The following is a 19,658-nucleotide window of genomic DNA, read 5'->3' as shown; positions in this document are numbered from 1 at the left end:
CCGGTGGAACCACCGGAGGCGTGAATCGGCCGCGCGGCCGGCACCCTCCGAGACTTGCGGCATGCCGGGTCGCGCCCTAATCGGAAACGAAGAGGGAGACCCGCCATGGACCAGCCGCTGATCGCCGCCGACCCCCACGCCGAAATCCGCGAGGAGGTCCGCAAGCTCTGCGCGCGGTTCCCCGGCGAGTACTGGCGCGAACTGGACACGCGCCGCGGCTATCCCACCGAATTCGTGAAGGCGCTGACCGAGGCGGGCTATCTCGGCGCGCTGATCCCCGAGGAGTTCGGCGGCGCGGGCCTGCCGCTCTCGGCCGCCGCCGCCATCCTGGAGACCATCCACGCCGAGGGCTGCAACGGCGCGGCCTGCCACGCCCAGATGTACATCATGGGCACCATCCTCAAGCATGGCAGCCCGGACCAGAAGCAGCGCTATCTGCCCGGCATCGCCAGCGGCGAACTGCGCCTGCAGGCCTTCGGCGTGACGGAGCCCACATCGGGGACCGACACCACCAACCTGCGCACCTTCGCCCGCAAGGAGGGCGACAAGTACATCGTCAACGGCCAGAAGATCTGGACCAGCCGCGCCGAGCACAGCGACCTGATGCTGCTGCTGGCCCGCACCACGCCCAAGGACCAGGTGGCGAAGAAGACCGAGGGCCTCTCCACCTTCATCGTGGACATGCGCACGGCCAAGGGCCTCACCATCCGCCCCATCCGCACCATGATGAACCACAACTCGTGCGAAGTGTTCTTCGACAACATGGAGGTTCCGGCCGAGAACCTGGTGGGCGTCGAGGGCCGCGGCTTCCGCTACATCCTGGACGGGATGAATGCCGAGCGCCTGCTCATCGCGTCGGAATCCATCGGCGACGCCAAGTGGTTCACCCAGAAGTCGGTGGCCTATTCCAAGGAGCGCGTGCTGTTCGGCCGTCCCATCGGCCAGAACCAGGGCGTGCAGTTCCCCATCGCCAAGGCCTATGCCCAGATGCGCGCGGCCGAGGCCATCGTGAAGCAGGGTCTGGAGAAGTTCGAGGCCGGCATCCCCTGCGGCGAGGAAGCCAACATGGGCAAGATGCTCGCCGCCGACGCCGCCTGGGCGGCGGCCGAGGCCTGTGTGCAGACCCATGGCGGCTTCGGCTTCGCCGAGGAATACGACGTGGAGCGCAAGTTCCGCGAGGCGCGTCTCTACCAGGTGGCGCCGATCAGCACGAACCTTGTGCTTTCCTACATCGGCGAGCATGTGCTGGGCATGCCGCGCAGCTACTGATGGCGGCTTCGGGGGCGGGTGCGCCCGCCGCCTGGCGCCTGCATGACACCCCGCCGCCCCCCCTGCTGCTGGCCGCGGCCTTGCAGCAGGCGGGGCTGGCCGCGGTCACGCTGGGCTTTCCCCTGCTGGTGGCCGAGGCCGCCGGCGCCGACATCGCGCTGAAGGCCGCGGTGCTGCAATGGTCCATGCTGGCCATGGGCATCGCGACCCTGCTGCAATGCTGGGGGCGCTGGGGCATCGGCTCGGGCTATCTCATCTGCGGCATCTTCACCGCCATCTACCTGCCGCTCTCGGTCGTGGTCGCGCAGCGCAGCGGGCTCGCGGACGTGGCGGGCATGACGATCGTGGCCGGCCTGACGCAGATGGCGCTCTCGCCCTTCGTGCGGCGGCTTCGCAACCAGGTGCCCAACGAGATCATCGGGCTCATCGTGCTGCTCGTCGGGCTGGCGCTGGGCATCCTGGCCGTGCGTCTCATGGCCCTGGGCTCGCCCTCCGAGCCGGCGCTGGGCCTTGACCGCACGGTGGCCATCACGACCTTCGGGCTGATCGTGGGCCTCGCCATCTGGGGGCCGCCGCGCCTCCGCCCGCTGGCGGTGCTGGCGGGCATGCTGGGCGGCACGGCGCTGGCGCTGCTGCTGGGCAGCGCGCCCGAGACGCCCGGTGTCCATGGCGTGAGCCTGCTGGACGGCCCGCCCGTGCTGCCCAGCTTCAACTGGGCCCTTCTGCCCGGCTTCCTGCTGGGCGCGCTGGCGAGCCTGGTGCGCTGCATGGGCGACGTCATCGCCGCCCAGCGCGCCGAGGATCCCAACTGGACCCGCCCCGACCAGCGCAGCATCCGTGGCGGCGTGCTGGCCGATGGCATGGGCACGGCCCTGGCCGGGTGCATGGGCCTGCCGGGCATGAACAGCTACACGGGCAGCGTGGGCCTGGCCGTGGCCTCGGGCGTGCGGTCGCGCGTGGTGGGGCTGGCGGCGGGCACCATCTGGGTGGGGCTGGCGCTGATTCCCTCCGCCGGCGTCTGGATGCTGCTGATCCCGCAGGGGGTGCTGGGCGCGGCGCTGCTCTACGTCTCGGCCTTCATCATCGCCTCGGGCTTCATCACCATCACGCAGCGGCTGCTGGACCAGCGGCGGACGGTGCTGCTGGGGGTCTCGCTGGTGGTGGGGCTGTCGGGCGCGCTGATCCCCGGGCTTTACGCGGACCTGCCCTTCGCGGTGCAGGCGCTGACCTTCTCCTCGCTGCCTTTGGCCCTTGCCGTCGCGCTGGTGCTGGGGCCGCTGCTGCGGATCGGCCTCGCGCGGGAGGTGGCGCTGGAATGGCGCCCCGCCCAGGGCGTGCCGGCCCTGCTGGAGGCCGCGCGCGCGCCCTTGCAGCAATGGGGCGTGCGCCGTGCGGTGGCCGACCGGGTAGGCGCCGCGCTGGAGGAATTCGCCCTGCTGGCCGAGGAGGACATCGCCGCCGGCGGCGCGGTGCATGTCCGGATGGAAACCACCGACCCGGTGCTGCGCCTGACGCTGTCCTGGCAAGGCGCGCCCATCACCCCCGCCGATGCGGCCACGCCGCCCGACGAGCCGGACCTGCGCCGCGTGGCGCTGCTGCTGCTGCGCCACAAGACGGATGCGATGCGCCTGCGCCCCGGGGCCGAGGCGCGGCAGGAGGCGGTGCTGGAGTTCGACCAGGATTGAGGCCGATCACCCCTCGGCTTCGCGCCGCTGGCGGAGGAATTCGGGCCCGCAGGAGAGCCTGCGCGCCAGCGGGGTCTCCGGCGGGATGGCGCGCCAGAACGGGGTGGCTTCGTCGCCCGCGGCCAGCCGCTCCAGGGCGCATTCGGCCAGGATGCGAAGATGGATGGCCGTCGCCACGGGGCAGGTCGCGTCCGCGCCGTGCTCCCGCGCCAGCGCCGCGCGCAGCGCCACCGGATCGGTGCGGGTGCCGGGGGCCAGGGCCCTGATCCGCTCGGCCAGCAGCGCCGGGGAGGGGATGAACAGGCGCTGCCCCGCCTGCGCCCCCGCGAAGGGCTTCTCGAGCACCACGACATGGGGCGGCCTGGCCCCATGGAACTTCTCGGTCCAGCTCTTTGCCATGGGGCGAGCTTAACGCGCCCGCGCGGCGGTGGCATGTTCCAGGTCAGGAAAGTTTGGGGGAAGCGCATGACGCCCGGAAAGCCACTTGAAGGCCTGCTAGTCATCTCGATGGAACAGGCGGTGGCGGCCCCCACCTGCTCGGCCAAGCTGTGCGACGCGGGCGCGCGCGTCATCAAGATCGAGCGTGCCGAGGGGGATTTCGCGCGCGGCTATGACGCCGCCTGCAACGGGCTTTCCACCTACTTCGTCTGGCTGAACCGCGGCAAGGAGAGCATCTGCCTCGACATCAAGCAGGAGGCTGACAAGGCGCTGCTGGCCCGCCTGCTGGAGAAGGCCGATGTGTTCATCCAGAACCTGGCACCCGGTGCGATGGCCCGGGCGGGCTTCGGCAGCGCGGAACTGCGCGCGAAGCATCCGCGCCTGATCACCGTGGACATCTCGGGCTATGGCGAGGAGGGCGAATACGCCTCCATGAAGGCCTACGACTTGCTGGTGCAGGCGGAATCCGGGTTGTGCAGCGTGACGGGCCGCGCCGAGGGGCCGGGCCGCGTGGGCGTCTCCGCCTGCGACATCGCCTGCGGCATGAACGCCCACGCCGCCGTGCTGGAGGCGCTGATCGAGCGCGGCATCACGGGCCGCGGCAAGGGTGTCGCCGTCAGCCTCTTCGACGGCATGGCGGATTGGATGAACGTGCCGCTGCTCTACTTCGAGGGCACGGGCAAGTCGCCCCAGCGCATCGGCCTCGCCCATCCGTCGCTGTGCCCCTATGGCGCCTTCGAGTCGCGGGATGGCGCGCTGATCCTGATCTCCATCCAGAATGAGCGCGAATGGGCGCTCTTCGCCGCGAACTTCCTGGATGACGCCACGCTGACCCAGCGCGACGGCTTCCGCACCAATGTGGAGCGCGTGGCGCACCGGCCCATGGTGGACGCGCACATCGCCGCCGTCTTCGCGTCGCGCACGCGCGAGGAGTGCGTGGCGAAGCTGCAGGCCGCCAACACCGCCTATGGCTTCGTGAACGGCGTGGATGGGCTGGCGAAGCACCCGGCGTTGCGCCGCGTGACCGTGGAGACGGAGCGCGGCCCCGTCGCCATCGCCGCGCCCGCCGCGCGCTTCAGCGATGGGCCGCGCGCGCTGGGCCCCGTGCCGGCGCTGGGCGCGCACACCGAGAAGGTGCGGGCGGAATTCGCCGCCTGAACCGGCCTCAACCCGCCGGCAGGGCGCGGTTGCGCCCCGCCGCCTTGGCGGCATAGAGCGCGCCATCCGCCGCCCGCAGCGCCGCCTCCAGCGCCTCGGGGCGGGGGGCCTCCAGGGTGGCGACGCCGGCCGAGAGCGTCACCCGCTCCTCGCCCCCGCCCGGGTGGGGCACGGCCTGTTCCACCGCGGCCCGCACCCGGTCGAGCACGGGCAGGGCGGATTGCGCGTCCAGCCCCGGCAGCAGCAGCGCGAATTCCTCTCCCCCCATCCGCCCCAGGATGTCGCCCGGACGCATGGCCTGGCGCATGGCATCCGCGGCACCGCGCAGCACCGCATCGCCCGCCGCATGGCCCCAGCCATCGTTGACGCGCTTGAAGCGGTCGAGGTCGAGCATCGCGGCGGCCACGGGCCCGCCGGCGCGCGCGGCGCGCGCCAGGGCCTGCGCCACCTCCTCGGCGAAGCCCGCGCGGTTGGGCAGGCCGGTCAGCGGGTCATGCCGGGCGGCGGCGGCGAGCTGCCCCGCCAGCGCGTTGCGCTCGCGCAGGATGGCCAGCAGCAGCACGGCGAGCGGGATGACGAGGTCCGTGCCGAGCCAGAACCAGTCCAGCAGCGGTGTGCGGGACCCCGCCCAGGTGGTGATCTGCCGGTAGCCTTCCGCCATGGTCAGCGCGGCCAGCAGCAGCAGGTAGAGGATGGCGGCCGCGCGGTAGCCCCAGCCCGTGCCGTGCCGCCCGCGCCCGTGCCGCGCCACGGCCACGGCCGCGACCACGCAGGTGACGGAGGTGGCGGCCCGGAGCAGCAGGAAGCTCCAGTTCCAGGCGGTCATCGAATCCATGTTCAGTCCCGGCCGAGGTCCATTCCGCGCAGGATGGCGTTCCACCCCGCGATCTCGTGCCGGAGATAGCTGCGGATCTGCGAGGGCGCGAGGTCCAGCGGCTCACCGCCTTCCGCCAGGATGCGCGCGCGTTCCTCCGGCCGGGCCAGGAAGCGGCGCCCCACGTCATTGAGCTGCGAGACGATGAGGCGATGCGTGCCCCCCGGCGCCACCAGCACCGAGAAGGTGGACAGCCGCACGCCCTCCAGCGCCGGCACGCCCGGCCAGGCGGTCTGCGGCGCCTCGGTCGTGATGGCCACCGCCCGCACCCGCCCCGCCCGCGCATGCCGCCCGGCCGAGGCCGCGTTGTCGAAGAGCATGTCGCAGCGCGCGGCGATCACGTCGGTCATGGCGGCGTAGGAGCCGCGATAGGGCACGTGCACGAAATCGAGGTCCAGGGTGCGGGCAAACAGCACGGCGGCGATGTGCGAAGGGGTCGCGATGCCGGTGGAGCAGGCCGCGAGGCCGCGCCGCTGGCCGCGCGCGCGCAGCACCAGGTCCTGTACCCGGGCATAGGCGGGGCCCTCGGGGGCCAGCAGAAGCAGCGGCATCGCGGCGGGCAGCAGCACCGGCTCGAAGCTCACCAGCGGGTCATAGCCTGCGCCCAGGATCTGCGGCACCAGCGTCAGCGGGCCGCTGGCCGTCATGATGAGGGTGTAGCCATCGGCCGCCAGCCGCGCGCTGACCTCGGTGCCCATGCGGCCCGAGACGCCCGGCCGGTTGTCCACCACGAAGTTGACGCCGAACACCTCGGCGTAATGGCTGGCCAGGCGCCGTGCCTCGCTGTCCGCCGCGTCGCCGGGCGGGAAGGGGACGATGATGCGGATGTCGCGGGTGGGCCAAGCCTCGGCGGGCTCCGCGCGCGCGACCGCACCCCCGAGGCAGGGCAGCAGCAGCATTGCCATCAGGAGCCATCGCATGGTGCCGAGCCTTGCATCCCGCGCGCGCCATCCGCAAGGCCGGCCTGGGTGGGCAAGGCCGCGCGGCGGGAGTAACCCTGGCGTTGCGATGAACATCCTCTCCATCCAGTCCTGGGTGGCCTATGGCCATGTGGGCAATGCCTCCGCGATGTTTCCCCTCCAGCGGCTCGGCGCCGAGGTCTGGGGCATCCACACCGTCCAGTTCAGCAACCACACGGGCTATGGCGCCTGGCGCGGCCAGGTCTTCGAGGCCGGGCTGGTGCGCGACTGCGTGCAGGGCATCGAGGAGCGCGGCGCCATGGCGCGCTGCGACGCCGTGCTGTCGGGCTATATGGGCGGTGCCGAGATCGGCGAGGCGATCCTGGACGCCGTTGCCCGCGCCAAGGCCGCGAACCCCAAGGCGCTCTACTGCTGCGACCCCGTGATCGGCGATGTGGGCCGCGGCGTCTTCGTCCGCCCCGGCATTCCGGAACTCCTGCGCGACGCGGCCATTCCCCGCGCCGACATCGCGACCCCCAACCGCTTCGAGCTGGAATGGCTCACGGGGCGCCAGGTGACGGACCTCGCCTCCGCCAAGGCCGCCATCGCCGCCTTGCAGGCGATGGGCCCGCGCTGCGTGCTGCTGACCAGCTTCGACGCCGAGGATGCGGAGGGCATCGCCATGCTGGCGGCCGAGGGCGGGCGCTTCTGGCGCGTCACCACGCCGCTGCTGCCCCTGAACGTGAACGGGGCGGGGGATGCCATCGCAGCCCTCTTCCTGTTCCATCGCCTGCGGAGCGGCTCGGCGGAGGTGGCGCTGTCCGCCGCCGCCTCCAGCATCTTCGGCCTGCTGCGGCGGACGGCCGAGGCGGGCTCGCGCGAGATCCTCACCGTGGCGGCGCAGGAGGAATTCGTGGCGCCCAGCCGGGTCTTCGTGACGGAACAGGTTTAACGGCGCGCCCTGCATCCGCCTTCCGGTTCATGCGTTGGGGCAGCAGAGGCGGGCCATCTCGGCGCTGCCCAAAGGAACCTCGCGACATGACCCTTTCCCGACGCCAATTCCCCCTCCTCGCCGCCGGTGCCGGGCTGCTGGCCAGCGCGCCGCTGGCCCGTGATGCCGCCGCCGCCACCGCCACCGAGATCAGCCGCGACGTGGCCGAGGCCGAGCGCCGGCTGCGCGCCATGGAGAACACCGCGCCGCTGTTCAGCCAGGCCCAGGCGGTGCTGATCTTCCCGCGCATCATCCAGGGCGGCTTCATCGTCGGCGGCCAGTATGGCGAGGGCGCGCTGCGCCGCGGCGCCAGCCACCAGGGTTACTACCGCATCGTCGGCGCCTCCTTCGGGCTGCAGGCCGGCGCGCAGACCTCGGGCCTGGCGATGTTCTTCATGACGGAAGCCGCGCTGCGCGCGCTGGACAACGCCGATGGCTGGGAAATCGGCACCGGCCCCTCGGTCGTGGCGCTCGACCGTGGCCTGCAGGCGAACGTGACCTCCACCACGCTGGCCGAGCCCGTCTATGCCATCACCTTTGGCCAGCAGGGCCTGATGGCGGCGCTGGCGCTGAACGGCACCAAGATCACGCGCTTCACGCCGGAGCGGTGATCCGTCCGGCCGCGAGGCCGACACGCCCCGCGTGGCCCCGCGCCACGCGGGGTTTTCCTTGCCCTGAGGGCAGGGTGCCGGACACGAAAAAACCCGCCACCCACCCCGGTCAGGGGCAGGTTGCGGGTCTCAAGGTATAGGCCGCCTGGACACAGGCGCCGGTCCGGAACCTATTTGTTGTTCCGGTCCTGCTCGATCAGCTTCAGCAGCTCTTCCGGAATCGGCTCCTTCGCCACCTCGTCGAACATGGCGTGCAACCCCTGGTCGAGCCAGAGGTCGAACGCCTTGTCCGAGGGTGCCTTGCGGGCGCGCTTCGGAGGGGAGCCAGGCTTGCTCATCCGTGGTCCAGGCCTGTCCGATTCTTCCGTATCGCCGCTCACCGCCGCTCCAGCTGTGCCCCAGCCTTCTCACGGCCAAGCTTAGCCATGACAGGGGCCGCGGGCAAAGCGGAGAGCGCATGAGACGGCACGGAAGCGCGCGCGCGGGGCTTGGGCGCGGCGACGCGGGGCTTCGGGGCCTCGTCCTCGCCCAGCAGCCAGCGGCGCAGCATGGCGCGCGCGCGGGAGACGCGGCACTTCAGCGTGCCGACGGGAACATCGAGCTGCTCCGAGGCTTCCTCATAGGAAAGCCCCTGCACGGAGATCATGATCAGCACGAGGCGATGATCCGCCGGCAGCTTGCCGATCAGGTGGCGCAGCTGCTGGATGGCGAGACCCTCCTCCTGGCCGCCGCTGCGGGCGAGCAGGGAGGCGGGCGCGTCCTCGATGTCCACGATCTCGCGCCGGCGGCGCATGTTGGAAAGGAAGCGGTTGCGCAGGATGCGCGCCATCCAGGCCCCGAAATTCGTGCCGGGCTGGAAGGAGGTCTGGGCAGCCAGCGCGCTGCTGACGCTGGTCTGCACCAGGTCGTCGGCATCGGCGCGGTTGCGCGTCAGGGCCAGGGCCTGCTGCCGCAGGGCGGGCAGGGCGGCGACAAGGAGGTCATGGAAGCTGACCTCGGGTGCGGAAGCGACCATGGTGGCCTCGGCCTGGTCATCCTGGGGAAGGGGCATCGTGGTTGTGTCCGGTGCTCGCATGCCCCCCCAACGCTGAAACCGGGCCTTCATTGCATTAAAAAATTGTAATGTAGTGCGCGAGGCGTGCGGGCAACCAGACCGGACCGACCGCGTTGAGCAGTTGAGATGCCATCAAATACCTGGAGGGGTCCGCAACCTAGGCTCGAGCGCGCGCCGCAAGGCGCTCCGCGCCCGACTGAGGCGTGCGCGCATGGTGCCCTCCGGCACGCCGCAGATCTGTGCGGCTTCCGTGGCGGACATCCCCTGGGCGCCCATCAGCACCACCGCCTCGCGCTGCGGGGCGGGCAGGCTCCGCATGGCGCGCGCCAGGTCGTCCAGGGCCAGGCTGTCCGCCGGCCCGGCCACACCCTCCATCCCCTCCTCCAGCGGCGTCAGCCGCCGTCCCGCGCGCAGGCCGGACAGCCAGGCATGGCGCAGTATGGTGAAGACCCAGGCGCGCAGCTCCCCCACCTCCGTCATGCGGCGTTCGCTGGACAGGGCCCGCAGCAGCGTCTCCTGCACCAGCTCGTCCGCGGCCGCGACGGAGCCGCTGAGCGCCCGTCCATAGCCACGCAGCGCCGGCATCAGCGCGACCAGCGCCGCGCGGAAGGCGACTTCGGCGGGGGCGGCGACCGTGTCCTCCCCCATCAAACCATTCCCGCGCGGCCCGAGTTTGGGCATCCTGCCCCACGCCCCCTCATATCTGTCGTCGAGGAGACTGTTCCATGAGCGCCACCCAGCAGGAGCTGATCGCAGCCCTGCCCTATGCCCGCCGCTTCGCCCGCGCGCTCACCGGCAGCCAGGGGGAGGGCGACGGGCTGGTGGGCCGCGCCATCCCGCGCATGCCGCGCGACATGCCGCCCCGCCTCGGCTTCTACGCCGCCATCACCCAGCTCATGCGCGACCATCCGCAGCGCGAGGCGCCGGGGCTGACGCTGGTGCAGCGCCAGCTGCTGCTGCTGACGGCGCTGGAGGAGGTGACGCTGGCCGACGCGGCCCGCGTGCTGGACATGACGCCCGAACAGGCCGCCGAGGAGGTGCGACAGGCGCGGCATGACCTGCGCCAGGTGGCCGCCACCGACATCCTCATCATTGAGGACGAGCCGGTGATCGCCATGGATCTGCAGATGCTGGTGCAGGGCTGCGGCCACCGCGTGGCCGGCGTGGCCATGACCGAGCGCGAGGCCGTACGGCTGGCGAATAAACGCCCGGTGGGGCTGATCCTGGCGGACGTGAACCTGGGCCGGGGCGGCAGCGGCATCTCGGCCGTGCGGACCATCATGGAGAGCACGACCACGCCGGTGATCTTCGTCACCGCCTATCCCGAGCTGCTGCTGACCGCGGAGGGCATCGAGCCCGCCTTCATCGTCCGCAAGCCCTTCGACCCGCTGAGCCTCGCCATCGCCACCTACCAGGCGGTTCACGCGGGGCGCGTGCCGATTCCGTGACAGGGCATGCTGCAACCCCAGGGCCCCTTGCCCGTTCTCCTCGCCGAGGCGGCAGCAACGCCGCCAGCAAGGAGAAAGACGATGAACAGCGATACCATCAAGGGCAACTGGAAGCAGATGACCGGCAAGGTCAAGGAGCAGTGGGGCAAGCTGACCGATGACGACCTGACCGTCATCGAGGGCAAGCGCGACCAGCTGATCGGGCGCATCCAGGAGCGCTACGGCGTGGCCCGCGACGAGGCCGAGTCCCAGGTGAAGCAGTGGGAAAGCAAGTACTGATCCGGGCTTGATGCCATCCCGGGCCGCCGGGCGGGAAGGGCGCGCGCATCTGGCGCGCGCATCCCGCCCCGCGAGACGCCACCGGCTTGCGGCCGCGCCCCGGCGCGGGTCGCGGGCCGGGGCGCCCGGGTTCCTCATCCAGGGGCCGGGCGGGGCCAGCGTCTGAACCGGCGCGCGGCCCGCCACCCGGTCCCGCCGCAGCCCGGAGTGCAGACCCATGCTGGCTTGGAGCATCACTTTTCTTGTTGTCGCCTTGATTGCCGGTGTTCTCGGCTTCGGCGGCATCGCATCCACGGCGGCCGGCATCGCGCGCATCCTGTTCTTCGTGTTCCTGGTGTTGTTCGCGGTGTCCCTGCTGACCGGCCGCGGCGTCACGCTCTGACGCCCCGGCCCGTCCTCCCTGGCGCGGGGGCGGCATGCCCCTCAAGCGGCCTCCAGCACCCGCTCCCGCCAGCCCCGCGACGTGACCTCGCGCGTGGTGACGCGCAGCCTCCCCTCATCCCATTCAATCAGGTTCCAGCCATTCGTGGACGAGGCGCCGCGCGGCGAGAAGGCGCTCGGCGCCATCACCTGGCAGGGCGCCCCGGGCTCCGGCCCCAGGGGCGTCAATTCGGCGCGGTGCAGGTGGCCGCAGAGCAGCCCGTCCACATTCTCGCGCCGCAGCACGCGCATGGTGGCTTCCGCCCCGCGCGGCGGGCGCCGGCGCCGCGCCCAGGCGCCATGCACCAGCGGGTGGTGGCAGACCACGAGGGTGGGCTTGCCGCGCCCCACCGCCAGCGCGGCCTCCAGCCGTTCCAGCCGATGCTGCGGCACCGCCCCGGCCGACCAGTCCACATGCCATTGCGCACGGCTGACCGTGTCGAGGCCGATCAGCCGCGCGTGGTCGAGGTCGAGCCGCTCGGCCGGTGCCGTCAGCCGCGCCGCGCGCCAGCGGCGCTTGGGCGCCATGAAGCGCTCCCACAGCGCCGAATGCGGGATGTCGTGATTGCCGGGCACCACCAGCAGGGGCGCGTCGAGGCCCGCCAGGAAGGTGAAGGCCGCCTCGAATTCCTGCGGCTGGGCGCGGCGCGTGAGGTCGCCGCTGATCACGACCGCATCGGGCGAGGCGGCCCGCACATCGGCCGCCATCTCGGCCACGCGCGCGGGGTCGGCCTCACCGAAATGCAGGTCGGAGAGATGGGCGAGGCGAGGGGTCATGCCGGGACTCCCGGTGGGGGCGTCGCCCGCTCGCCATCCTGCGGCCGCTGCGGCGGCACCACCAGGACGGACAGCGCCCGCTTGTGAAGGTTGACGCGCACGGGCGTGCGCGCGAGGCGCATCTCGCCATCCAGGCTCATCCGCACGCCGTCCTGGCGGCCATGCACGGCCACGCGCGCCACCTCGCGCTCGGCCACCTCGGCATCCTGGCCGAGCTTGCCTCGGAACCAGCGCCAGGTCTGCCGCAGCCGCGCCACGGCGCCCGCGGGGCGGGCCACGTGCAGCAGCAGCCCGGTGGGGCGGTTGGGCTCGGGCAGGGTGATGACCACGGCCTGGCCGGTCTGCCGCGCGCCAGGGCCGAGCCGCACCCAGAGTTCGCGCGGGAAAGGTCGGGTCAGCGCGCGGAACAGGGCCTGCACCAGGGGCCACCAGCCGCCGGCGCCGCCGCCGCGTTGCATCTCGCGGAAGCGCATCAGCCGCGTCGCGCGGCCGATGATGAGCTGGTAGAGAAAGACCTCGCCATTGGCGGTGGCCGTGTCGATCAGCCCGGGCGCGGCCGCGGCATAGAGCGCGGCCGCCTCGACCGGGTCATTGGGCAGGTCGAGCCGCGCGCAGAGCCGGTTCAGCGTCCCGCCGGGCAGGGGGGCGAGGTAGCGCCCCGTGCCGCGCAGCCGCGACGCCGCATCGCGCAGCGTGCCATCGCCGCCGGCCACGAAGACGATGATGGCCGCCTCCGCGCGCTCCCATTGCGTGTCGAGGTCGGCGCCGGCATCCGGGTCCTCCACGGCGAAGCCCGCGGCGCGCAGCGTGGCCGCGAGCTGGCGGGCGGGGTCCTCCATCGCCGAGAGGTTGCCGGCCAGCGGGTTCACGATGAGGCAGGCCGGCCAGGCCGTGACGGGGCCGGCGGGGGCCTCGGGGGGTGGGGCGGTCATGCCCGCCGCCCCGCCATGCGAGGCGCCGCAACCACGGGCGTCACATTGCGTTGCTTAGACATCGCCAACAGGGAGATGATCATGCGCACCATTCTGCTCTGGTTCCTGGGAATTCCCATTCCCATCCTGATCCTGCTTCTGCTCTTCGGAGTGTTGTGAACGTAAAGGCCCCGCGGTGACGCGGGGCCTTTTTCATGTCCTCCGAGCGAGGGCAGGGTAGATGGGAAAGCGATCCGGCGAAGCACAAAAAGCCCGGAATGAAGAAAGGGCCGCTCCCCGGAGGGAGCGGCCCCGTTCAATCAGCCGCTGGTGCGGACGCTGTCGTAGTTGAACTCCGGACGCTCGCGCAGGCCATCGCGGGTCGCACCCGGCAGCACGATGCGCTCACGCTCGGCGTTCCACTGCAGGTCGGTCAGCGGCACCGCGACCAGGCGACCGCCCAGGCCCAGGAAGCCACCCACCTGGATCACGGCCAGCGGGCCACGACCCGCGCCGGCGGCGGCGCCGGCGGCCGCAGCACCCGCGGGCGGCACCAGGATGATGTCATCCACCGAGCCGATGCTGTTGTTCTCGTCGTTGTAGACGTTGGCGCCGATGACCTGGCTCATCCGGGGGCGCGCCATCACGGCGGAACCAGCGGGGAAGGCGGCCTGGCCGGTGGCACCGGCGGTCGTGCCGGGGGCGGTCATGCCCGCCGCGGGGGCGGTCGTGCCGGGGGTCGTGCCGGGCGTGGCGCTGCCGGGCGTCTGGCCGATGGCGCCACCCGGCGTCATGCCCGGAGCGGTGCCGGCGGTGGGCGGGGCGGGCTGGCCGGGGGTCACGGCCTGCGGCGTCGCGGGCGTCATGGTCGGACCGCCGCCCGGAGGCGCGGACTGCGTCTGGCCATAAGCCAGCATCGGGGCCACGAGCAGGGCGGCAGCCAGGGTGGCCGGCGTCAGGATGGTGCGTCGCATGATGGTGTTCTCCTTGTCTGGCAGGCCTCGAAGGGACCCACGCACAACAAACGCTTGGGCTTGAGCTTGGTTTCCAAGGTTTTTCAATGTTTTGAACGCGCGCGAAATGCAGATGGCCGCGACCGGGGGGAACCGGTCGCGGCACCAGTGAAACGCACGCCTGACCTTGTCGGCGTCTCCGGCAATTCGCCTAACGGCGCCGCCGGCGACGTCCGAAGAGCAGGGCGAGGAAGGCGACCAGGATCTTCCGCCCGATCCCCACGCCCACCCGGCCGGCGAGGCCGACCGCGAGGCCACGCCAGGGAACGATGTTCGCCACCTCTCCCACGGGGGAGGAGTGACGGACCATCCGCAGGCTGTCGCGCCGGATCTCGAGCGCCTCATCCGCGACGCGACGGTACTTGTTCCGTTTCGCCACGAGGAGGAAGAGCCCCGCGATCACCGCATCGGCGGCGGCGACGTAGAGCACCGCCCGCAACTCCCCGTGATCCTCGGCGAGCCACAGCAGCGCAGCGAGATGGAGCAGCGCGAGCATGAACACGCCGAACAAGGCCGCGACGGCCGCCAGCGCGGCGGAGCGCGCCGCGCCCATGGCCTGGCAGCGCAGGCGGAGGGCTTCCGCCTGCGCCGCGACCTCGAGAAGCCGCAGGCTTCGCATGCTCAGCGCCGCACGAGCAGCGCGAACACGAAGCCGGCCAGCGCGGCCGAAGCCATCGCCGTCAGCGGCTTCTCATGCACGAAGTCGCTCAGGTTCTCGGCCTGGTGGCGCACGGCGTCGGTGGCGCGATGGGCGGCCGCCTCGGCGGTACCCACGGCGTTGCCGATCGCGGGCGAAACGCGCTCGCTCATCAGGGCCTCGACCTTCTCGCGCAGCGCCGTGATCTCGGCATGCGGGTCGAAGCTGCTGGAGCCGGTGGTGGTGCCGGCGGTGCCCATGCGGGGCGGATCATTGCGGAAGTCGCTCATGGAAATTCTCCTTGGCCAATGTCGTCTTGGACGGTGTCGTCTCGGGTCAGGCGATGTGGCTGCGCAGCAGCCAGGCCGCCTTCTCATGCACCTCGATGCGGTGGACGAGCATGTCGTGGGTCGCGATGTCCTCCGCCTCCTCGGCGGCCTCGGCCAGTTCGCGCGCGCGGGCGGCGACCTTGGTGTTGTCCTCGGCCAAGGTGCGGTAGGCGCCGGCGACATCCACCTTGCCGTCCAGCTCATCCAGCGAGGCCAGGTCCAGCATCGCGGACAGGCCGCGCGGGGCCGGCTCGCCCAGGGCGCGCAGGCGTTCCGCCAGCTCGTCCACGGCGAGGAACAGCTCCTTGTACTGCGCCTCGGTCAGCTGGTGCATGCCGATGAAGCCCGGGCCGGTCGCGTTCCAATGGCAGGCCTGGGTCTTGGCCATCAGCACATAGGTATCCGCGACATAGCCGGTCAGGGCGGCGGCGATGCCCCCCGCCGCGTCATTGGCGGCGGGGTTCTTCTTCGTCGAGCTCATGGTGTCGCTCAGCGCCAGGCCGGACGGCCGACGTTCACGTCACGCGGGCTGGTCAGCACGCCCGTCGCGCCACCGGCCACGCCGCCGATCGCCGCACCCGCCAGCGGGCTGCCACCCGTCGCGGCGCCAATCGCGGCGCCACCGGCCGCGCCCAGGCCCGCGCCGGAGAGCAGGCGGTCGCCCTGCGTCTGCCCGCAGGCGGCGAGGCCACCGGCGAGGATGAGGCCCAGGGCCAGCTTCGGGCCCACCTTCGAAAGATTGCGCATGTCGGCTTCTCCTTCTGCGTCTGTCTGGAGAAGCAACGTGCGCGACCTCGTCCGGTTGCAGCGCGACCCGCTCAGCTGCCGTTTCGCGACGCCTCCAGCGCCTCCACCAGGGCGCGGCGGATGCCCTCGGCGGTGTGCGGCGGGCGCAGCATGCGCGGCGGCGCCTCATCGCTCTCGCTGTCGAGGCCGAGCGTGTTGAGGAACAGCAGCGCCGAGGCCCGCCGGCGCAGCAACTGCGCGAGCGGCTGCGCCGAACGGCCCTGCAGCGTGCCCGACAGCACGGCCGCATCCACCCGCTTCTCGGCCTCGATCAGCTCCACCGCCTCCTCGATGCTGGCGGCGGGGCCCAGCACCGCGCAGCCCGAGGCGCGCAGCAGCTCCGCGAGGCTGCGTGCCTCGGCGGCGTTCTCCACCGCCACGATCACGCGCCGGCCCGCGAGCGGCGAGGTCTCGCGCAGGCCCGTGACGAAGCGGCTGCCGGTCAGCGCCTCGGGGCCCAGCACCAGGGTGCAGCGCAGGCCGGTCTCGGCCCAGTCGCGCTCGATGTCGCCGGCCAGCAGGCCGCGGATATTGGCGTCGATCAGCCTGGTGCCGAAGCCGCGGCGCAGCGGCGGCTCGACCATGGGCGGCCCGCCCTCCTCGCACCATTGCATGTGCAGCTTGTCCTGCTGGCGCTCCCAGCGCAGCGTGACCTTCCCCTCCGGCACCGAGAGCGCGCCGTATTTCAGCGCATTGGTCACGAGTTCGTGCAGCACGAGGGTGAGCGGCTGCGCGGCCTCGGCCGTCAGGCGCACGGGTGGGCCCTGGGTCAGGATGCGGCCCGACTGCGGCGCGAATTCCTCGCGCACGATCTCGCCCAGCTCCGCGCCCACCCATTTCTCGCGCGAGAGCAGCGTGTGCGCGCGGCTCATGGCCGCGATCCGTCCCTCCAGCACCTCGACCAGCGCCGGCACGTCGTCGGGCGCATCCGCCGCGGAAAGGCGGATCAGCCCGCGCACCACGGCCAGGGCGTTCTGCGCGCGGTGGTCCACCTCGCGCGAGAGCAGGCGCTCGCTCTCCTCCACGCGCTTGCGCGCCGTGATGTCCACCTTCGAGCCGGTGACGCAGGTGATGCTGCCATCCGCGCCGAAAATGGGCCGGTAGCTGGCCAGCCAGAAGCGGGGCTGGCCGTCCACCTCGCACATGACCTCCAGCTCCTCCACCGCCTCGCCCGTGGCGACGACGCGGCGCATGGCCTCCTCGATGACGGGCGGCATGTCGGGCGCCACCTCGGACAGCGTGCGTCCGATGTGGTCGGCGACCGGCACGCCATGGATGGCCGCCAGCATGTCGTTGATGGCGATGAAGCGCAGGTCGCGGTCCAGCAGGCACAGCCCCACCGGCGCGTTCTCATAGGTGGCGCGCAGCTGGGCCGCCGTGTCCTCGGCCTGGGCCTGGATGACGCGCAGCTCGTGGAAGTCGATGCCCACCATGGCCCAGGCCGCGATCTCGGACGGGTCGTGCCGGATGGCCGCGCCCTTCATGAGATGCCAGCGCCATTGCTTGTCGTCCGCGCGGCAGATCCGCACCTCATGGCTGAACCCCTGCGCGCCGTCGCCCAGGCCGCTCGCCACCATGGCATCCCAGGCAGCGCGCAGCCCCGGCCGGTCATCGGGATGGGTGGCCTCCATCCAGCCCAGCCCCAGGCTGCGGGCGGTGTCGAAGCCCGTCAGCTCCTGCCAGTAGGGGTTGGTCCAATCCACATGGCCCGCGCGGTCCGCGGTCATGACAATCTGCGGCGCGACACCCACCACCGCCTCCATGCGGGTCAGCGCGCGGCGGCGGGCCGCCTCGCGCGTCAGCACCGCATCGGCCATGGTGTCGAGCGCCGCGGCCAGACGCTGGAATTCGCGCCCGCCGCGGATATGGCCCACGCGCGCGCTCCAGTCCTGCCGCGCCCAGTGGCTGGCCACGCGCAGCATGCGCTGCACCGGCCGGTCCACCGCCGCGTTGAAGAAGACGAGGCCCACCACGAAGGTCAGCAGCAGCGAGCCCACCACCATCACCGCTGCCTGGACATTGGCCTCCTCCTGCGCGGCGATGGCGCTGGCCGTGTCGAGCCCCACCGCGACGAAGAGGCCCTCGGGCTCCATCTCCACGGGCAGGTAGGCCACGGTGCGGACCATGCCATCGAGCGAGGTGGCCTCCATCACGCCCGGCGCGCCGGCATGGAGCATGGTCATGCCCTGCGCGCCCAGGGGGCGGCCCACGAAGCGCTCCCGCGCGGCGGAGCGCGCGACCACGATGCCCGTGCGGTCGGCGATCACGGCGACGCCGCCCTCCGGCAGCAGCAGGCCCTGCAACTCGTCGTTCAGCCACCCGACCGAGATGGCGAGGACGAGCACGCCGGCCACCTCGCCGCCCGCGCCCAACAGGGGCTGGCTCATGTGCAGCGAGGCCTGGCCGCTGGCGCGCCCGGTGGCGAATTTACCAAGTTCCATCCGGCCCGAATTGAGGGTGCGCTGGAAATAGGGGCGGTCCGCGATGTTGGTGGACAGCACCGCCGGGTTGGAGGCGCAGAGCGCGTTCCCTTCGCGGTCGAAGACGTTGGCCGTGGCATAGCGGGGCGCCACGGCGACGACGCGCTGGAGGAACAGGTCGCAGGCCGCGCTGGCCTCCAGCCGGCGGACATCCTCATGCGCCGCCATGGTCCGCAGCGTGTGGCGCGCGCCTTCCAGCGTGCTAGCGACCTGGCGGCCCACCAGGCTCGCCAGCTGCATGGCCTGCGCCTCAAGGTCCCGCGTGCGCGTATCCCGCGCCTCGCGTTCCAGCTGCACCTGGACGATGCCGGCGGGAATCAACGCGAGGAGCAGTCCGAGAAACGCGATGAGCGCGAGGGGCACTGGTGGTCATCTCCCGAATGCGGGCGCCGAGGGATGCCGGCGCCGCCTTTCGTGCGGCGGTATTCCGCCGTCAGTCGCTCTGCCCTCCCGTGGCACCAGGCGGTGCCGCCACCGCCCGCGCCTGGACCTCCACGGTGAGAGGCAGCGGGTCGGTGGGGTCGCCCACGAATCCGCCGGCCACCGGCATGGCCTGTGCGGGGGTGCGTGTCACCCCCACCCGGATGAGGTTCTGCCCGGCGATGATGCCGTTCGTCGGGTCATATTCCACCCAACCCGCCCCCGGCAGATAGACCCCGCACCAGGCATGGGTGGCGCCGGCGCCCTGGTTAGGGGCGTTCGGCTCCTCATAGAGGTAACCTGTGATGAAGCGCGCGGCGAAGCCCAGGCTGCGCGCGGCCTCCATCATCAGCACGGCGAAGTCCCGGCAGGTGCCGCTGCCCAGGGAGAGCGTCTCGGCCGGGGCCTGGGTGCCCTCCGCCTCGCGCCCCACATAGGTGAATTCCGTCTTGATGGCGCGCGTCATCTCCTCCAGCAGCTCCAGCGTGTGCACCCCGCCCTCGCGCGCGGCGAAGCGACGCGCCCAGGCATCCACCTGGCGCTCGGGGTCGGGCAGCTGGCGTTCGGTCAGGCGGGCCAGGTCCGGGATTTCATCGGCCGCGTAGGAGAAGGGGTAGAGCTCGGCCAGGGGATCCAGCGCCTCCCGCCGCAGCGAGGTTCCGGCGGGGTAATGGGTCAGCGACAGCTCCGAGACGATGCGCAGATGGGGCGTGCGCAGCCCCTCATCCCATTCCAGGTGGCAGATGGAATTGCCGAAGACGTCATGCGCCCAGCGGGTGCGGGCGGCGGGCGGGTCCACCGTGAGCGTGGCCTCGTGCAGCCGCAGGTCATGGCTGTCCTGGGGACGCAGCATGAGCCGGTGCGGCATGAGGCCTACCGGACGTTGATAGGCATATTCTGTTCGATGGCTGATCTGCACGTCGGGCATGGGTGGTCCTTGGCCGGGGTCGCGGGCGGCTTGTTTGGCGGGAGAGAAAGTCGTGTCGGCAGATGCAACGCGGCAGGCGGCTCGTCGTTGATATGGTATCATTCCGGCGGTGCGGCGGTTGTCTTCGCCAGATCCCCCCCCACTCCCTTGCTCCGGTTCACCGGGCAGGGGAGGGCGGAGCCCCGCCATGCCAGGCTTATGCGGCGTTCCCGCGGGCCCGGCGTCGCCGGATGGTGCCATTTCGCCCCCCG

At 71.9% G+C, this 19,658-nt stretch carries 23 protein-coding genes; 8 read left to right on the top strand and 15 right to left on the bottom strand.

Translation table 11 applies throughout. From position 1 onward, the window contains the following. The first annotated feature begins 105 nt into the window (after positions 1–105). Together JTN19_RS06520 and JTN19_RS06515 are read left to right on the top strand one after the other, a co-directional pair. A complete protein-coding gene (locus tag JTN19_RS06520; protein ID WP_206931101.1) occupies positions 106–1,269 on the top strand; it encodes an acyl-CoA dehydrogenase family protein in 1,164 nt (387 codons plus the stop codon). Next, entirely contained in the window at positions 1,269–2,954 is a 1,686-nt protein-coding gene (locus tag JTN19_RS06515; RefSeq protein WP_206931100.1) for a solute carrier family 23 protein, read from the top strand. Before JTN19_RS06520 ends, JTN19_RS06515 begins: the two co-directional genes overlap by 1 nt. Before the next feature lie 6 nt (positions 2,955–2,960). Here JTN19_RS06515 and JTN19_RS06510 read toward each other — a convergent pair whose 3' ends face one another. After that, complete coding sequence (locus JTN19_RS06510; RefSeq protein WP_206931099.1) at positions 2,961–3,353, bottom strand: hypothetical protein; 393 nt, start codon at positions 3,351–3,353, stop codon at positions 2,961–2,963. A gap of 66 nt (positions 3,354–3,419) precedes the next feature. Here JTN19_RS06510 and JTN19_RS06505 point away from each other — a divergent pair, with 66 nt between their 5' ends. Then, entirely contained in the window at positions 3,420–4,550 is a 1,131-nt protein-coding gene (locus tag JTN19_RS06505) for a CaiB/BaiF CoA transferase family protein (RefSeq protein WP_206931098.1), read from the top strand. A 7-nt stretch (positions 4,551–4,557) separates the two neighbouring features. Here the strand turns inward: JTN19_RS06505 and JTN19_RS06500 are convergent, their stop codons facing one another. Together JTN19_RS06500 and JTN19_RS06495 are read right to left on the bottom strand one after the other, a co-directional pair. Continuing rightward, positions 4,558–5,385: a GGDEF domain-containing protein gene (locus JTN19_RS06500; RefSeq protein WP_206931097.1), complete on the bottom strand. Its 828-nt coding sequence runs from the start codon at positions 5,383–5,385 to the stop codon at positions 4,558–4,560. Positions 5,386–5,387: 2 nt separating this feature from the next. Next, positions 5,388–6,344: a tripartite tricarboxylate transporter substrate binding protein gene (locus JTN19_RS06495; RefSeq protein ID WP_206931096.1), complete on the bottom strand. Its 957-nt coding sequence runs from the start codon at positions 6,342–6,344 to the stop codon at positions 5,388–5,390. An 88-nt stretch (positions 6,345–6,432) separates the two neighbouring features. Here JTN19_RS06495 and pdxY point away from each other — a divergent pair, with 88 nt between their 5' ends. Further along, entirely contained in the window at positions 6,433–7,275 is an 843-nt protein-coding gene (gene pdxY / locus JTN19_RS06490; protein ID WP_206931095.1) for a pyridoxal kinase PdxY, read from the top strand. Positions 7,276–7,361: 86 nt separating this feature from the next. Continuing rightward, entirely contained in the window at positions 7,362–7,925 is a 564-nt protein-coding gene (locus tag JTN19_RS06485) for a lipid-binding SYLF domain-containing protein (protein ID WP_206931094.1), read from the top strand. A gap of 170 nt (positions 7,926–8,095) precedes the next feature. Here JTN19_RS06485 and JTN19_RS06480 read toward each other — a convergent pair whose 3' ends face one another. The 3 genes from JTN19_RS06480 to JTN19_RS06470 form a co-directional block, all read right to left on the bottom strand. Beyond that, positions 8,096–8,263, bottom strand: a complete 168-nt coding sequence (locus JTN19_RS06480) for a NepR family anti-sigma factor (protein ID WP_206931093.1) — start codon at positions 8,261–8,263, stop codon at positions 8,096–8,098. 38 nt (positions 8,264–8,301) lie between these two features. Further along, a complete protein-coding gene (locus JTN19_RS06475) occupies positions 8,302–8,976 on the bottom strand; it encodes a sigma-70 family RNA polymerase sigma factor (protein ID WP_206931092.1) in 675 nt (224 codons plus the stop codon). 135 nt (positions 8,977–9,111) lie between these two features. Further along, positions 9,112–9,627, bottom strand: coding sequence for an RNA polymerase sigma factor (locus JTN19_RS06470; RefSeq protein ID WP_206931091.1), 516 nt, complete (start codon positions 9,625–9,627; stop codon positions 9,112–9,114). Between the two features lie 77 nt (positions 9,628–9,704). Here JTN19_RS06470 and JTN19_RS06465 point away from each other — a divergent pair, with 77 nt between their 5' ends. From JTN19_RS06465 to JTN19_RS06455, 3 genes are all read left to right on the top strand, one after another. Then, positions 9,705–10,427, top strand: coding sequence for a PhyR family response regulator anti-anti-sigma factor (locus JTN19_RS06465; RefSeq protein WP_206931090.1), 723 nt, complete (start codon positions 9,705–9,707; stop codon positions 10,425–10,427). An 81-nt stretch (positions 10,428–10,508) separates the two neighbouring features. Beyond that, on the top strand, positions 10,509–10,706 hold the full coding sequence (locus JTN19_RS06460) for a CsbD family protein (RefSeq protein WP_206931089.1): 198 nt from the start codon (positions 10,509–10,511) through the stop codon (positions 10,704–10,706). Between the two features lie 217 nt (positions 10,707–10,923). After that, the gene (locus JTN19_RS06455) at positions 10,924–11,088 is read left to right on the top strand and encodes a DUF1328 domain-containing protein (protein WP_206931088.1); all 165 of its coding nucleotides are present in this window, start codon (positions 10,924–10,926) and stop codon (positions 11,086–11,088) included. A 41-nt stretch (positions 11,089–11,129) separates the two neighbouring features. Here the strand turns inward: JTN19_RS06455 and JTN19_RS06450 are convergent, their stop codons facing one another. The 9 genes from JTN19_RS06450 to JTN19_RS06410 all read right to left on the bottom strand — a co-directional run bounded on the left by JTN19_RS06450 (position 11,130) and on the right by JTN19_RS06410 (position 19,407). After that, the gene (locus tag JTN19_RS06450) at positions 11,130–11,903 is read right to left on the bottom strand and encodes a metallophosphoesterase family protein (protein WP_206931087.1); all 774 of its coding nucleotides are present in this window, start codon (positions 11,901–11,903) and stop codon (positions 11,130–11,132) included. Continuing rightward, entirely contained in the window at positions 11,900–12,835 is a 936-nt protein-coding gene (locus JTN19_RS06445) for a diacylglycerol/lipid kinase family protein (RefSeq protein WP_206931086.1), read from the bottom strand. The genes JTN19_RS06450 and JTN19_RS06445 overlap by 4 nt, the downstream gene beginning before the upstream one ends. Positions 12,836–13,134: 299 nt before the next feature. After that, positions 13,135–13,788, bottom strand: a complete 654-nt coding sequence (locus tag JTN19_RS06440; protein ID WP_206931085.1) for a hypothetical protein — start codon at positions 13,786–13,788, stop codon at positions 13,135–13,137. A 190-nt stretch (positions 13,789–13,978) separates the two neighbouring features. Continuing rightward, positions 13,979–14,446 (bottom strand): hypothetical protein, encoded by a 468-nt coding sequence (locus tag JTN19_RS06435; protein WP_206931084.1) that lies wholly within the window; start codon positions 14,444–14,446, stop codon positions 13,979–13,981. Between the two features lie 2 nt (positions 14,447–14,448). After that, on the bottom strand, positions 14,449–14,754 hold the full coding sequence (locus JTN19_RS06430) for a DUF883 family protein (RefSeq protein ID WP_206931083.1): 306 nt from the start codon (positions 14,752–14,754) through the stop codon (positions 14,449–14,451). 46 nt (positions 14,755–14,800) lie between these two features. Beyond that, complete coding sequence (locus JTN19_RS06425; RefSeq protein WP_206931082.1) at positions 14,801–15,274, bottom strand: Dps family protein; 474 nt, start codon at positions 15,272–15,274, stop codon at positions 14,801–14,803. Between the two features lie 8 nt (positions 15,275–15,282). Further along, the gene (locus tag JTN19_RS06420) at positions 15,283–15,540 is read right to left on the bottom strand and encodes a hypothetical protein (RefSeq protein ID WP_206931081.1); all 258 of its coding nucleotides are present in this window, start codon (positions 15,538–15,540) and stop codon (positions 15,283–15,285) included. A gap of 71 nt (positions 15,541–15,611) precedes the next feature. After that, on the bottom strand, positions 15,612–18,422 hold the full coding sequence (locus tag JTN19_RS06415; RefSeq protein ID WP_206931080.1) for a PAS domain-containing protein: 2,811 nt from the start codon (positions 18,420–18,422) through the stop codon (positions 15,612–15,614). A 70-nt stretch (positions 18,423–18,492) separates the two neighbouring features. Beyond that, positions 18,493–19,407: a transglutaminase family protein gene (locus JTN19_RS06410; RefSeq protein ID WP_206931079.1), complete on the bottom strand. Its 915-nt coding sequence runs from the start codon at positions 19,405–19,407 to the stop codon at positions 18,493–18,495. Between the last annotated feature and the right edge of the window lie 251 nt (positions 19,408–19,658).

This window comes from Roseococcus thiosulfatophilus (assembly GCF_017311575.1).
Lineage (GTDB): Bacteria > Pseudomonadota > Alphaproteobacteria > Acetobacterales > Acetobacteraceae > Roseococcus > Roseococcus thiosulfatophilus.
The sequence above is the reverse complement of the archived record's forward strand: the minus strand, read 5'-3'. Positions and strand labels throughout refer to the sequence as shown.

Coding starts and splice junctions, on each gene's coding strand:
- JTN19_RS06435 (WP_206931084.1), bottom strand. CDS start 14,446: ATGCGAAGCCTGCGGCTTCTCGAGGTCGCGGCGCAGGCGGAAGCCCTC.
- JTN19_RS06480 (WP_206931093.1), bottom strand. CDS start 8,263: ATGAGCAAGCCTGGCTCCCCTCCGAAGCGCGCCCGCAAGGCACCCTCG.
- JTN19_RS06465 (WP_206931090.1), top strand. CDS start 9,705: ATGAGCGCCACCCAGCAGGAGCTGATCGCAGCCCTGCCCTATGCCCGC.
- JTN19_RS06420 (WP_206931081.1), bottom strand. CDS start 15,540: ATGCGCAATCTTTCGAAGGTGGGCCCGAAGCTGGCCCTGGGCCTCATC.
- JTN19_RS06430 (WP_206931083.1), bottom strand. CDS start 14,754: ATGAGCGACTTCCGCAATGATCCGCCCCGCATGGGCACCGCCGGCACC.
- JTN19_RS06500 (WP_206931097.1), bottom strand. CDS start 5,385: ATGGATTCGATGACCGCCTGGAACTGGAGCTTCCTGCTGCTCCGGGCC.
- JTN19_RS06445 (WP_206931086.1), bottom strand. CDS start 12,835: ATGACCGCCCCACCCCCCGAGGCCCCCGCCGGCCCCGTCACGGCCTGG.
- JTN19_RS06495 (WP_206931096.1), bottom strand. CDS start 6,344: ATGCGATGGCTCCTGATGGCAATGCTGCTGCTGCCCTGCCTCGGGGGT.
- JTN19_RS06425 (WP_206931082.1), bottom strand. CDS start 15,274: ATGAGCTCGACGAAGAAGAACCCCGCCGCCAATGACGCGGCGGGGGGC.
- JTN19_RS06460 (WP_206931089.1), top strand. CDS start 10,509: ATGAACAGCGATACCATCAAGGGCAACTGGAAGCAGATGACCGGCAAG.
- JTN19_RS06505 (WP_206931098.1), top strand. CDS start 3,420: ATGACGCCCGGAAAGCCACTTGAAGGCCTGCTAGTCATCTCGATGGAA.
- JTN19_RS06450 (WP_206931087.1), bottom strand. CDS start 11,903: ATGACCCCTCGCCTCGCCCATCTCTCCGACCTGCATTTCGGTGAGGCC.
- JTN19_RS06475 (WP_206931092.1), bottom strand. CDS start 8,976: ATGCCCCTTCCCCAGGATGACCAGGCCGAGGCCACCATGGTCGCTTCC.
- JTN19_RS06520 (WP_206931101.1), top strand. CDS start 106: ATGGACCAGCCGCTGATCGCCGCCGACCCCCACGCCGAAATCCGCGAG.
- JTN19_RS06440 (WP_206931085.1), bottom strand. CDS start 13,788: ATGCGACGCACCATCCTGACGCCGGCCACCCTGGCTGCCGCCCTGCTC.
- JTN19_RS06455 (WP_206931088.1), top strand. CDS start 10,924: ATGCTGGCTTGGAGCATCACTTTTCTTGTTGTCGCCTTGATTGCCGGT.
- JTN19_RS06510 (WP_206931099.1), bottom strand. CDS start 3,353: ATGGCAAAGAGCTGGACCGAGAAGTTCCATGGGGCCAGGCCGCCCCAT.
- JTN19_RS06410 (WP_206931079.1), bottom strand. CDS start 19,407: ATGCCCGACGTGCAGATCAGCCATCGAACAGAATATGCCTATCAACGT.
- JTN19_RS06485 (WP_206931094.1), top strand. CDS start 7,362: ATGACCCTTTCCCGACGCCAATTCCCCCTCCTCGCCGCCGGTGCCGGG.
- pdxY (WP_206931095.1), top strand. CDS start 6,433: ATGAACATCCTCTCCATCCAGTCCTGGGTGGCCTATGGCCATGTGGGC.
- JTN19_RS06470 (WP_206931091.1), bottom strand. CDS start 9,627: ATGGGGGAGGACACGGTCGCCGCCCCCGCCGAAGTCGCCTTCCGCGCG.
- JTN19_RS06515 (WP_206931100.1), top strand. CDS start 1,269: ATGGCGGCTTCGGGGGCGGGTGCGCCCGCCGCCTGGCGCCTGCATGAC.